Here is a 12,868-nt window from a genome sequence, read left to right on the forward strand (position 1 = left end):
GACAACAGGTATCTGATGACACCAGTAGGAAAGTAGCAATATTAGTTAAGGCGACTTCAACTCTTCACAAACCTGTTCATTATAATATTTTAAGTGATAGATTAAAGGTTGCTGCAATAGGGGCTGGTGATGAAGAAGCTAGTATAAACAGAGGATTATGGATTAGCGGCTTATACGGCATCAACAAACAAGGAACTTGGAGGAATATTCCAAAATATCAAAGTCGTACAACCGGCGTAACTATCGGGGCCGATGCTGAATTCATCAATAGCCATGATGTTATAGGAATAGCTTATAGCCGTTTGGAATCCCAAATTAAATATAATAAAAAACTAGGAAAAACATCAGTTAACGGTCATCTTTTAAGCATTTACGGTCTAAAAGAACTAATTAAAGATTTCTCGTTGCAGGCTATAACATCTTACGGTCATAATTATATTAAGAATAAATCTAAAAGTATTAATAATATAATTGGAAAATATAAAAACAATACTTTAAGTTTTCAAACTTTATTAAATTATAAATATCGTACAAAATACGATTTACATTTTATTCCTAATATTGGTTTTAAATATGATTATTCAAGAGCTAGCAACTATAAAGAATATAATGTAGATATAGAAAATCTGATGATTCGAAAGAAATCAAATCAATTATTTGAAAGTAGCCTTGGCGGTAAAATAGTGTTTAAGCCTATAACGACCACAAGTAATATAGTATTAACACCAAGTTTGTACGGTAATATTGAGCATCACTTCAATAATAAAAATACAAAAGTTAATGCACAAGCGACTTTTAAAGGACAAACATTACAAGAAACAATTATTATACCAAAACAACCTAAGCTTGGATATAATATCGGTAGTAATATACTTATGAGCAGAAAGAATATAAATGTTCTACTTGAGTATAATTATTATACTCATAGAAAATATCAAAGCCATCAAGGACTTGTTAAACTAAAAATCAATTTGTAAAAATAAATAGAGGATAGGGTTTTTTGAGAATCTTATCCTTATTTATCAAATCTCTTGATAGATAAGCATATTAACCAAACTGCCAAATAGAATATCGGTATACTAAATACGGTAAAAAATAGTTTAAATGAATAGCTATTAAGTACAAGATGACCTAATTGGTCAAAAGGAAAAATATTAAATAAGCTCATAATCCCAATTACAATAAAAGTATCGATAAATAAAGAAATTGCCGTACTAAAATTGTTTCTTACCCATAAATATTTACCTTTAGTAATTTTACGTATCCATAAATAGATATTAATATCAACAAGTTGAGCTATATAACAAGCAAAAGTTGATGCTAAAAAAGATATATGGTATGAACCAAAGACTTTATGAAAAGTTATGTTATCAACATTAGACCAATTAGTAGCTTCCAATTTATCCATAAGACTTATTATTAAAACTACTATTATATTAAAAACAATAGCAAGCTTTACACAAAAATTGGCTCTTTCTTTACCGTAAAACTCAGCTATTAAATCCGTTAATAAAAAAGTTAACGGGTAAAAAATTGCTCCTATAGATAATTCAAGAATATAAAAATTAAAAATATTAAGGTAAACAAATTTTTGATATATTAAGTTTCCTACTATAATAAGGACTGTAAAAAACGTACATAAAATGATATAAATTTTTTCTTTTATATTAAATTCTATAGACATTTCTAAAATTATTTTAGGTGCAAAAATATTGCTGTACTCTAATAATATATATTGGGAGTTCTGAAAACTATACTAAATTCTCTGATGTCATTCCGTTGATCCATAGGTGTTGTTGCATGAATCCTGTTATGTCATTCCCGCAGAAGCGGGAATCCAGTACTTTTATCTGTCACCCCGTGGTCAAGCCACAATGGCATTCGGTTAAGATAAAAAATATGATATAATGACTTTCATTGTAATAACAAAGAGAGGAATATTGAGATGGAGGTAGCAAAATCATTAATTTTTTGGTCTGAAGTCAACGAAATATTTAAAAAAGTAAGTGATAAATTTGATTCTAAGTGGCAAACAAGAAAACGAGTATTAAATACACAAATATTAGTAACATTTTTATTTAAACTAGTACAAAGTTATAATAAACAAGGGTATGGTAGTAGTCTTATTCAATTTTGGGAGTCATGTTTAGATAAAAATATTATATTACCCTAAACTAAAACAGTAGCTGCATCTTCATTATGTGAGGCAAGACAAAAATTACCAGAAGATGTTTTTATAGAATTGAATCAAAATTTATTGGTTCTTTGGCACAAGATTCAAGATTTACCAAATTGAAAGGGTTATAGAATATTTACAATAGATGGATCAAGGGTAAGTTTACCAAGAGAATTAATTAATGAAGGATTTATAGTGTGTTCAGCAGATCAAGGTAATTACTATCCACCAGGTTTAATGAGTTGTCTTTATAACATACAAGAAAAGGTGGTATATGACTTTAGTTTGCAAGCACATTTGAATGAAAGATTATCTGCTCTAGAACACATTCAACAGTTAGGTAGTAAAGATATTGTAGTACTGGATAGGGGATATTTTAGTTACTTAATGCTTTATAAAATCATAGAACAAAATTGTCATGTTATTTTTAGAATACCTTTTGGTATTAGAAATAATACCAATAATGAGATTATGAATTTTATAGAAACAGATCAAGAAGATAGTACTATAGATTATATGCCATCTACAACTGTTATGCATGATCTAAAGAAGGATGGTTATAATTTAAAATTTAGACCGCTAAAGGTACGCTTAATTAAACATAAAATAAATGATACAACTTATATATATGCTACAACTCTAACAGATAAGTATATTTTTCCCAAAGAATGTTTTTATGAAATTTATCACTCTAGATGGAGTATAAAAGAACTTTATAAAATCTCAAAGAGGTTTATAGAAATAGAAGATTTTCATGCAAAATCAGCTAGAGGTATTAAACAAGAATTATACGCTTTATACGCTCATATATTATTAATCAATTTATCTAGGTTTTTTGAGTTTGAAGCAGAAAAATTAATTCCATCTAACAAAAGTGAAGATAATAAATACATAACCAATACTTTTGATCCTATCTCAATGATAAAAATCAATTTTAAAAACTGTTTACTAATCGTAACGAGGCAGTTAGAAAATCTAGTGATGACAGGGTGTATTTTAACTAATAATACATTACAAAAAATTATAAGTTCTATAGCTAAAGTACGGCAAAAGGTAAGGTTAAATAGACACTATCCTAAAATATCGCGTAAATCTATTAATAGGTGGGTTACATCTCATAGTAGACGTAAATTTGCTTAACCGAATGCCATTGATCTTTCCTCCCATCTGAACTAAAAATTTTACTGTTTCTAAATCATGACCAAGTATTGCTAACTCCAAAGGAGTTCTACATTTAGCATCTGTAGCATTAATATTTTTTTCATTACACAAAGCTTCTACTAACTTTATTTCTTTAGACCCTACCGCTATATGTAAATCCGACCATTTATTATCTCTTATAGCCATCGGGTTTACTTTCGCTATCTTAGCTTTTAAAGCTTTAAGACGTGATATTATATAATCTTTAGGGGTAATTTTTGCATATGAGGCATAGAGGTAGTCATTGAATTATTTCCATTATTTAATATATTGCGGCGGCAATTATTAAAATATATTAATAATGTCAATGATAAATGTAGATACCGAGTCGTCATTGCGAGAAAATTACGCAAGTAATTGACGAAGCAATCTCAGGATATTTGACGAGATTGCCACGCAGCCTGTGATACAAGATACCGTGGTCAAGCCACAGGATGACAGCTAAAAGTACTGGATTCCCGCCTTCGCGGGAATGACATTTACCTCTCAGGCAATAATATCTCTCTTTTACCTGTATGATTCGGTGGTGAGACTATTCCCTCTTTCTCCATCTTCTCAACTAAGTTGGCGGCTTTGTTATAGCCGATTCTAAGCGACCTTTGGATATAGCTAATGGAAGATTTTCGCTCGTCACGCACTATCTGCACGGCTTTTTTGTAAAACACTTCATCAGATGTGCCGTCACCGATATCAATGCTACTATCGTCTTCTTCAGGCTGCTCGGTAACGGCAGAGATATATTCAAGCGTACCGGTCTCTTTCAAATATTCCGTAATTTTCTCAATTTCGGCTTCATTAACAAACGGTCCGTGTACCCTACTTATCTTTGAAGTATTACCCATAAATAGCATATCACCCATACCGAGTAACTGCTCGGAGCCTTGCTCGCCTAAAATCGTTCGGCTATCGATTTTAGAGGTAACTTTAAAGCTAATACGACTTGGAAAATTGGCTTTAATGACACCGGTAATAACGTCTACAGAAGGTCTTTGCGTTGCCATAATAATATGAATGCCTGCCGCTCTTGCCATTTGAGCAAGCCTTTGAATCAGCATTTCAATATCCTTACCGGCAATTAGCATTAAATCAGCCATCTCATCAACAATAACCACAATGTAAGGTAGTTTTTCCATATTCATCGTAACGGTTTCGTAAATAGGCTTACCGGTTTCAGGATCAAAACCCGTTTGAATCGAACGCTCAATTACTCTATTCTCTTTAACCGCTTCTAAGATTTTTGCATTATAACCTGCGATATTCTTAACACCGATATTGCTCATCATTCTATAACGGTTTTCCATTTCCTTAACTGCCCATTTAAGAGCAACTACCGCCTTAGAAGGCTCGGTTACCACGGGAGTTAGCAAATGCGGTATTCCATCATAAGCCGATAATTCAAGCATTTTCGGATCGATCATGATAAAGCGGCATTCTTCGGGAGTATAGCGGTATAAGAGCGATACAATCATCGCATTAATACCGACGGATTTACCTGAGCCGGTGGTTCCTGCTACTAATAAATGAGGCATTTTAGCAAGATCGGCAATTAACGGCTTACCTGCTAAATCTTTACCCAAGACTAACGGCAATAAAGTTGATTTGTCTTGGTATTCTGTAGTCTCTATAAGCTCTTTCAAACAAAAGAATTCACGTTGCTTATTAGGAAGCTCAATACCAAGTACGTTTTTGCCGGGTATGACTGCTATCCTTGTTGATAAAGCAGATAGTGAGCGTGCTATATCGTCAGATAATCCTACTACCCTTGATGTTTTAGTACCTGCTGCCGGCTCAAATTCATATTGAGTTACCACCGGTCCTTGATTGATATTAATTATCTGTCCTTTAACTCCAAAATCATTAAGCACGGTTAATAACTCTTCAGCCTTTTGTTTAAGCTCTGAGGAAGAAACCCCCTTTACATGATGGTTTTCAGGATCACGTAATAAGGAAATAGGCGGCAATTCTGCTATTTCGCTTTGAGATATTTTAGGGCTAACAGATTTGCTAAAGAATCTTATAGGATTTGCAGGTATGGGTCTTGCTTCTTCAGTGAATTTTACTTTTTCACTTACAGGCTTTTGGTAAGAAGAAGTTATATTTATCTTATCATTTTTTTTAGTATGGAATAATCTTATCGACGACAATCGTGAAAATACATTATGTAAAAAAGATTGTACCCGATAGATTAAAAATTTACCTAGCTTAATAATAAAATTACTTAAAGAAGTAAATTTAATTTCAAGTAAAACAACTAATATAATAAAGGTAAAAAATATTAATAATAAGTATAGTTGATTTGTAAATCGCTCAAAAAAATTAGAAGCTATTATTCCAATAGCTCCGCCTGCATTTGCCGGTATGAATTCTAGCTTAATCTTAGATAATAACGTGCTACTGCTAACGAGAGCGAGCAACATTACAAATATACGGATAAATGAGCCGCGATATCTTCCATACCAACAATTTCTCACCCAAACAAAGCAAGCAAGCGGTATAATAAAAGCAGCCAATCCAAAAAATTGATATAAACAATCCGATAAATAAGAGCCAAAAATTCCGACTAAATTACTAGGGTACTCTGTTGTGACCGAGTTAAAAGACGGATCGTCTATATTATATGACGTGAGAACAGTAACAATACCAAGCCCGATTATCCCTAAGATAACAGCTTGTACCTTATTGTTTGAAAGAATTTTATTTATGTAATATAGCATAGTTTTAAATATTAAGCTAAATTATGAGTTTTATATCTTTTTCTATAATACTCTATAGGCTTTTCAATAAAGAAATAAATTAAAAAAGAAATAATTATTACTGTTATAAAAGTAACCAACGTATTAAGAAATTTCCCATTATCAACCCAATATGAAATAGCAGGTAATATGTTATACAAGACAATTAAATGACAACAATATATTGGGTAAGAGAGTAAAGCAATTAATTTGTCTAACTTATTATCTTTGGTTAAGTCAAATATTTTTCCTAAAGATAGAGCAAATAAACAATAAAAAAGTAATTTTTTTAGTTGAGGCTCTATTGGGATAAACGAAAAAGTAATAATTATTAATATAATATAAATAGAGTAATTGACTAAGCCAAGGCTTTTTTTCGTTTATTTCTTTACTAGAATAAATATAAAATGCTTGACTACCGATTAAGAAAATTGCACGTTTAGAAGGAAAGAATCTATAAGACCAAGGATCTCCTATAAATCCGTTAAACTGAAGAATAATTCTAGTAATTAAAGATATACAAATTATGGATAAAATATAGATATTTTTCTTTTTTAGAATCCAAGGTGCTATTAAATAAAAAGAAATTTCTAACCCAATTGACCAACCAGGAGGTATCAACAAAAATTGATAAAGAGGAGGCGTGGAGTCAGTAAAGTATTGTGTAAAATGTACTGTATTATTATTAATTCCAATAAACATTGTTACATCTTGAAACAACATGGTTAGGTTTGTAAAAATTAAAAAAAACAGCCGGAAATGGAAGATTATACAATTGCCTTAAAAAAGAAAATTTTTGCTGCAAGAGGAAAGTAGCTAAAATACAAAAGATATAAGTAGGATAAAGCCTTAAATATCTACTTTTCCAAAATTTTATTTTGCTTGTATAATTGCTCTGAATCATAGCCATATAAAAGCCGGAAATCATGAAAAAAGATTGTACTGTGATTTCTGAACCTACAAATTTAAGAAATGGATGAGCATTTGAATGTGCAGCCACAACAGAAAGAGTAAATTAATAACCTAACTACACCCATTATGTTAAATAATAATCATATTAGCAATTATATAATATCCAAAACCTAAATCAAGTAACATAGCAGCACTTCTCAATAATAGGATAAGTTATTTACATTAAAAGAACCATTTTGTATTATAAAAAATACATTTTTTTACTTGAGTGAAAGGTAACCAAAATTCATGACCATAAAAATCCATACGGAAAAAGATTTCATAAAGATGCGAGCAGCTGGAAAATTAGCTGCAGAGACACTCGATTTTATTACTGATTACGTAAAGCCGAACGTCACTACTAATAGTTTAAATGACCTTTGTCATAATTTTATTACTTCTAATAATGCCATTCCTGCACCGTTAAATTACAAAGGCTTTCCGAAATCGATTTGTACTTCTATAAATCATGTGGTTTGTCATGGCATTCCAAACGACAAGCCATTAAAAAACGGTGATATAGTAAATATTGATGTTACGGTAATTTTAGACGGTTGGTACGGTGATACTAGCCGTATGTATTATGTTAGTGACGTAGCAATTAAGCCAAAGCGTCTTATTCAAGTAACTTATGATGCAATGATGAAAGGGATTGAAGTAGTTAGACCCGGTGCTAAACTCGGTGATATCGGACATGCTATTCAAAGCTATGCCGAGAAACATAATTATTCTGTGGTTAGAGATTATACGGGTCACGGTATCGGAAGAGTTTTTCATGACCAACCGTCAATATTAAATTACGGTCGCAGCGACACGGGTATAACGTTAGAAGAAGGGATGTTTTTCACCGTTGAACCTATGATAAATGCCGGTAATTACGACACTATATTAAGTAAACTAGATGGATGGACGGTTACTACACGTGATAAATCATTATCGGCTCAATTTGAGCATACTATAGGCGTGACTAAGGACGGTTTTGAAATATTTACGTTATCACCGAAAAAATTAAAATACCCTCCATATTCAATTTGATTCACACAATGTTAGAAAATAATTTGATAGAATTCGGTAATGATGAAATAGGTACACCTCATTATATAGGTCACCGTAAAAGGGTAAAAGAACGCTGCGTTACTGCCGAAGCAGAACATTTTTCCGATTACGAATTACTTGAAGTAATGTTATTTTCGGCTATCCCTCGTAAAGACGTCAAGCCTCTTGCTAAAAATTTACTTGACCATTTTGATATTACGGATTTAATTAATCTTGATAAAGAAAGGCTACTTTATTAAAGGTACTAATGAAAATTTATATATTAATTTTGCTCTAATACGTGAGTTGATAAATAGAGTATTGAAACAAAAAACAATCAATAAAAATATTATTGCTTCTTGGAGTTCTTTGATTGATTATTTAAAAGTTAATATGGGCAATATGCGACTCGAGCAATTTCGTATATTATTTTTGAACAAGAAAAATATTTTACCGATGAGGTTTTAAGTCAAGGAACTATAGACCAAGCTGCGGTATATCCACGTGAGATAATTAAACGAGCTTTATTTAACGAAGCAAGCAGCCTTATACTTGTGCATAATCATCCAAGCGGTAGCCCTGAACCTTCAAAAGCCGACATTCATATTATAAATAAGATAGTAGAGACATGCCAAACCGTAAATATTATAGTACATGATCACGTCATTATAAGTAATAACAAATATTATAGTTTTAAATCTAATATGTTACTATGAATATAAATAGCTATAGCACTTTAGACTTCCTGCATAACGTAGCTAATAAAGAGGAATTTGCAGGAAACACGGAAACGCTTGCCGCCGCAGCGTACACTTTAGTACGTGAGGATGCGAGTACCGGATTGACGCACAAATTACCTTTAGGAGTAAGTTATGCAGGAAGTCTATTATTTATTTTTTCTTTTATAGCAACCGCTATATTAACATATATATTAACTAAATATCTTCCTGCAATCGGTTTAGTTGATGTACCGAGTAGTCGTCGCTCTCATGATAAGATAACACCGCGCGGCGGCGGTCTTGCTATTGTAATTGTCGTAATGATTGCTTTGAGCGGATTTGAATATATAACAAGCAATAATCTTATTAATTCAACAAAAATACTACCTTTATTATTGGTAATTTCCTCGGTTTCTTTTTTAGATGACTTAAAAGCCGTACCTATTCTAATTCGTTTAATAGTCCACTTAATTTGTGCAGCTTTTGCTATTTTTCTTTTTTCACAGGTAAATTCCGTCCATATACTAATATATTCTATTTTAGTTATAGCTTTAAGCGGCTTTATTAATATATATAATTTTATGGACGGTATAGACGGTATGAGCTGCATAGAATCTATTCATCTATCTAGCACTATGCTTATATTATGTTTTTTACAATTTCCTACTATTGATAACTCGTATTTTATATCTAGTGTAAATGTTATTATTCTTGGTTGTTCTTGTGGTTTTTTAATATTTAATTGGCATCCGGCCAAAATATTTTTAGGAGATGTGGGAAGTATTAGCCTTGGATTCTTAACGGGTCTTTGCTTGCTCCTGCTTGCTCTTACAAGCACTAATTTATTTATAGCTTGTGCTATTGCTAGCTTATATTACATTACCGATGCCGTACTAACCATATTAATTCGGCTACTCAATAAAGAAAAAATTTGGCAGCCTCATTTAAAGCATTTTTTCCAAAAAGCAGTACAAAAAGGTAAGTCTCATAAAAAAGTAGTATCGATTATAGCAGTTTGTAATATATTTTTAATGATCATATCGGTTACATCTTTACATTTTCCCGTAATATCTATAATGCTTGCTTTAGCCGTTATAACTTTAACAGTGCAGAGTTTATTAAAATGAAGCTAATTAAAGAGGATATTGATAAAATAGTTAGACGTATATTTGCCAAACAACATCCATTGCTGCCTGAAATCATGATTAACTGGAATAAAATAGTCGGGTTTAACTTCAGTACTAAAGCATTACCTTTAAAAATCACCACCTATACTTATAAAAAACAAAAGATTAATACGCTGTTTATACAAGCAGAAGATAATGCTACGGCAGCAGAATTACCTTATTATCAAGATATTATTCTAGAACGTATTAAAATTTATTTAGGCTTTGAAGCAATACATCAAATGAACGTAACGTTTTATAAGAAAAAGCCTAAAGTATGAGAATTAATGCTCTCTTCGTGTGGATTTCTTGAATTAAAATATCCGCCGGAATATTTAAATTTTTATGTAATTTTCTAATCATAGATAAAGTAAGAGGTCTTCTTTTATTAAGAATTTTAGATACTTTACTTCTTGAACCTATGCTCTTTTCTAAATCTTTTCTAGAAAGTCCAAGCTGCTCTATCCTAAAATTAATTGCTTTAATTGGGTCAGGTGCTTCTATTTTATAATGTGTATTCTCATAATCTTCTACTAATATTGATAATATTTCTAATTTTTCAGCTTCTGAGGAATTTTCTTTTGCATATAATAAATTATCTAGTTCTTTATATTCTTTGTCTGTTTTTATAATATTTATTTCCATACTTAAATCTCCTTAACATTTATCTTATCATATTCTGCATGCGTTCCCACAAATCTTATGACCATTGCCTGCGTGAATACTCTAATCGTCAATGCGAGCAGGCGTTGTTGCGTAGATACCCAAGTCGTCATTGCGAGGAGCTGTAGGCGACGCGGCAATCCAAAAAATAATTAAAAAAATTCTGTAAATCAGAATTTTTTACTGGATTGCTTCGTCAATTACTTCGTAATTTTCCTCGCAATGACGAAAAAGCTGAATCATGCGATAATACCTTGCAGTCGCTTAGCTCATGACGCCTCAGTATCCACGTAGGCAATACCAAGGCACACAAACAAAAAAAGGAGTCTTTGATTAAAGACTCCTTTTTAGCTTGTAAACAGATTTGAGAGTTAATTACATATCAAATCTTAATCCTGCCATTAAGTTATTACCTTTATAACGGGTTCCACCAAATTTAACTTTATTTCCGGCAACATTTTTAGTATTAGTTTTTGATTTACCGTAATCTGTCCAGCTATAAACGAGTTCTGCTTTCACACCTTGTGCTAGTTCAAATGAAGTTCCTAAAGATAATTGATAAGCAAAGTTGGTTTTGTTTTTAGTGGTTCCTGAAAAATTAGTACTACTAATAACATTATTATTAGCAACAGTCTTAGTTGAAATATTTACTTTTTCCTTTACTAACGCAGCACCGACACCTGCTCCTGCAAAAACTTTAAACATACTTAAATCAATAAAATCTACATAACCGTTAAGTAATGCACTTACAATAGTAGGTTTATGTTTTACTGATACTGTAGTAGTAGTGCCGCCAGGACCACTTGTAAACACACCTCCTGGAATCACAACACCATTAATAATAAGTTGTCCACCTGCTGAAATAACCGATGGTACAGTAGTAACAGTAGAGCTAGAGGCTGAAACATTTGTAGACTTTTTCATGTGGTTACTTGTTACCATTCCAATTGTAAAATCAGTTCTTAAATTATCCATGATATAATAACCTGCTCCAATATTACCGGTAAAACCTGTATTGGATTTTAACTTAACACTGCTATTTGAAGGTTTCGCTTTATCAAAAATCACGCCACCGGCATTAAGTTTTAAATACCATTGATTTTCCAGAGATGATGACATCGATGAATTAGTAGATGAATCTACAGAAGAATTCGTATCGCAATCAGCGAATGAAAGACCGGAAGTTAAAAGTGCTGTGCTTGCAGCTGCTATTAAAAGTAATTTTTTCATATTGTTAAATTTTTCCTTTAAATTTTATTAGTTGTTAGTAAAAACGATATTAGATAATAATTTTACAATTTTTACCTAAATTCGATAAAAAATAGTTTTAAGTGACATTTTTGAGTTGTCGTTTAATGTCACTCCATGGCTTGACCACGGAGTCCAGTCTTTTTTTGTATTTCTAGATACCGTGGTCAAGCCACGGTATAATATTAAGTTATTACCTAAAACTATTAATATATTCTTGTAATTATATATCAAATCTTATACCAGCTGTTAAGTTGTGGCTTTGATAACGCATGCCACCGGTTGGTACACTTGTTCCTTGGTAAATTACATTCTTACTTTTTGTTCTACCATCATATATCCAGCTATAAGCTAGTTCTGCTTTAACCCCGTCGGCAATTTGCGCAGAAGTACCTAAAGTTAGCTTGTACGAGATATTAGTTCTGTTTTTAGTGTTAGATGAAAGACCAGTTATCCCATTATATGTAATTTTTTCTTTAACTAATGCAGGACCAACACCGGCACCAGCAAAAACATCGAACATATCACAATTAGTTAAATCTACATAACCGTTAATAAGTAAACGTGTAATAGTAGGTTTATGGCTTGCTGAAACATTAGTACCGGTAAAAGGTGCATTAGTCGCAGCTCCGGATTTCTTCAACTTCCCACCTATTATAGTGCCTAAAGTTAAATCGGCTCTAAAGTTTTCGGAAATATAATAACCGATACCTAAATCAACTGGAACAGTTGTATTAGATTTTAATTTAACACCGGTTGCCTTATCTTTTTCTTTATTAAACATTGCTGCACCGGCATCTATGCTTAAATACCACTCATTATCCATGCCCTCGGCAAATGATACGCTAGAAGATAAAATTGTTGCACTTGCAGCTATTAAAAGTAACTGTTTCATGATTAGCACCTCAAATTAAATAATTAAACATTATCTTAATAGCATATATAACATATTATATTTTTTAGTTCTATATTTAATCG

14 protein-coding genes and 2 pseudogenes are annotated in these 12,868 nt (G+C 31.8%); 8 read left to right on the forward strand and 8 right to left on the reverse strand.

From position 1 onward, the window contains the following. The coding region (locus D6968_RS00005) for an autotransporter outer membrane beta-barrel domain-containing protein (protein ID WP_141110514.1) at positions 1–977 on the forward strand (977 nt) is incomplete at its 5' end. 38 nt (positions 978–1,015) lie between these two features. Here the strand turns inward: D6968_RS00005 and D6968_RS00010 are convergent. After that, positions 1,016–1,684: a queuosine precursor transporter gene (locus D6968_RS00010; protein ID WP_121542525.1), complete on the reverse strand. Its 669-nt coding sequence runs from the start codon at positions 1,682–1,684 to the stop codon at positions 1,016–1,018. Between the two features lie 261 nt (positions 1,685–1,945). On the opposite strand from D6968_RS00010, the gene D6968_RS00015 reads away from it, so the two are divergent. Both D6968_RS00015 and D6968_RS00020 read left to right on the forward strand, forming a co-directional pair. Next, positions 1,946–2,173, forward strand: a complete 228-nt coding sequence (locus tag D6968_RS00015; RefSeq protein WP_121542527.1) for a hypothetical protein — start codon at positions 1,946–1,948, stop codon at positions 2,171–2,173. Positions 2,174–2,308: 135 nt separating this feature from the next. After that, on the forward strand, positions 2,309–3,316 hold the full coding sequence (locus D6968_RS00020; protein ID WP_121542529.1) for a transposase: 1,008 nt from the start codon (positions 2,309–2,311) through the stop codon (positions 3,314–3,316). On the opposite strand, the gene D6968_RS06570 is transcribed toward D6968_RS00020, so the two are convergent. The 4 genes from D6968_RS06570 to D6968_RS06575 form a co-directional block, all read right to left on the reverse strand. Further along, the gene (locus tag D6968_RS06570; protein WP_410519437.1) at positions 3,236–3,592 is read right to left on the reverse strand and encodes an ankyrin repeat domain-containing protein; all 357 of its coding nucleotides are present in this window, start codon (positions 3,590–3,592) and stop codon (positions 3,236–3,238) included. The two genes, D6968_RS00020 and D6968_RS06570, sit on opposite strands and share 81 nt — an antisense overlap. 263 nt (positions 3,593–3,855) lie before the next feature. Then, on the reverse strand, positions 3,856–6,090 hold the full coding sequence (locus tag D6968_RS00030; RefSeq protein ID WP_121542531.1) for a DNA translocase FtsK: 2,235 nt from the start codon (positions 6,088–6,090) through the stop codon (positions 3,856–3,858). 255 nt (positions 6,091–6,345) lie between these two features. Further along, positions 6,346–6,831: a hypothetical protein gene (locus D6968_RS05475; protein WP_245968917.1), complete on the reverse strand. Its 486-nt coding sequence runs from the start codon at positions 6,829–6,831 to the stop codon at positions 6,346–6,348. Then, a complete protein-coding gene (locus tag D6968_RS06575) occupies positions 6,794–7,108 on the reverse strand; it encodes an acyltransferase family protein (RefSeq protein ID WP_410519435.1) in 315 nt (104 codons plus the stop codon). The genes D6968_RS05475 and D6968_RS06575 overlap by 38 nt, the downstream gene beginning before the upstream one ends. Positions 7,109–7,308: 200 nt before the next feature. On the opposite strand from D6968_RS06575, the gene map reads away from it, so the two are divergent. The 5 genes and pseudogenes from map to D6968_RS00060 all read left to right on the forward strand — a co-directional run bounded on the left by map (position 7,309) and on the right by D6968_RS00060 (position 10,260). Next, the gene (gene map / locus D6968_RS00040) at positions 7,309–8,094 is read left to right on the forward strand and encodes a type I methionyl aminopeptidase (RefSeq protein WP_121542533.1); all 786 of its coding nucleotides are present in this window, start codon (positions 7,309–7,311) and stop codon (positions 8,092–8,094) included. Between the two features lie 8 nt (positions 8,095–8,102). Next, positions 8,103–8,409: pseudogene (locus tag D6968_RS00045) on the forward strand (UPF0758 domain-containing protein); the annotation flags it as partial. Positions 8,410–8,415: 6 nt separating this feature from the next. Next, positions 8,416–8,820, forward strand: a pseudogene (locus D6968_RS00050) (JAB domain-containing protein). Continuing rightward, a complete protein-coding gene (locus D6968_RS00055) occupies positions 8,807–9,940 on the forward strand; it encodes a palindromic element RPE1 domain-containing protein (protein WP_121542537.1) in 1,134 nt (377 codons plus the stop codon). Before D6968_RS00050 ends, D6968_RS00055 begins: the two are co-directional and overlap by 14 nt. After that, the gene (locus D6968_RS00060) at positions 9,937–10,260 is read left to right on the forward strand and encodes a DUF721 domain-containing protein (RefSeq protein WP_121542539.1); all 324 of its coding nucleotides are present in this window, start codon (positions 9,937–9,939) and stop codon (positions 10,258–10,260) included. The genes D6968_RS00055 and D6968_RS00060 overlap by 4 nt, the downstream gene beginning before the upstream one ends. Here D6968_RS00060 and D6968_RS00065 read toward each other — a convergent pair. The 3 genes from D6968_RS00065 to D6968_RS00085 all read right to left on the reverse strand — a co-directional run bounded on the left by D6968_RS00065 (position 10,250) and on the right by D6968_RS00085 (position 12,785). Continuing rightward, complete coding sequence (locus D6968_RS00065) at positions 10,250–10,624, reverse strand: helix-turn-helix domain-containing protein (RefSeq protein WP_121542541.1); 375 nt, start codon at positions 10,622–10,624, stop codon at positions 10,250–10,252. The two genes, D6968_RS00060 and D6968_RS00065, sit on opposite strands and share 11 nt — an antisense overlap. A gap of 393 nt (positions 10,625–11,017) precedes the next feature. Beyond that, positions 11,018–11,872: an outer membrane protein gene (locus tag D6968_RS00080; protein WP_121542545.1), complete on the reverse strand. Its 855-nt coding sequence runs from the start codon at positions 11,870–11,872 to the stop codon at positions 11,018–11,020. A gap of 241 nt (positions 11,873–12,113) precedes the next feature. Continuing rightward, a complete protein-coding gene (locus D6968_RS00085; protein ID WP_121542547.1) occupies positions 12,114–12,785 on the reverse strand; it encodes an outer membrane beta-barrel protein in 672 nt (223 codons plus the stop codon). Between the last annotated feature and the right edge of the window lie 83 nt (positions 12,786–12,868).

This window comes from Candidatus Rickettsia colombianensi, assembly GCF_003664375.1.
GTDB lineage: Bacteria > Pseudomonadota > Alphaproteobacteria > Rickettsiales > Rickettsiaceae > Rickettsia > Rickettsia tamurae.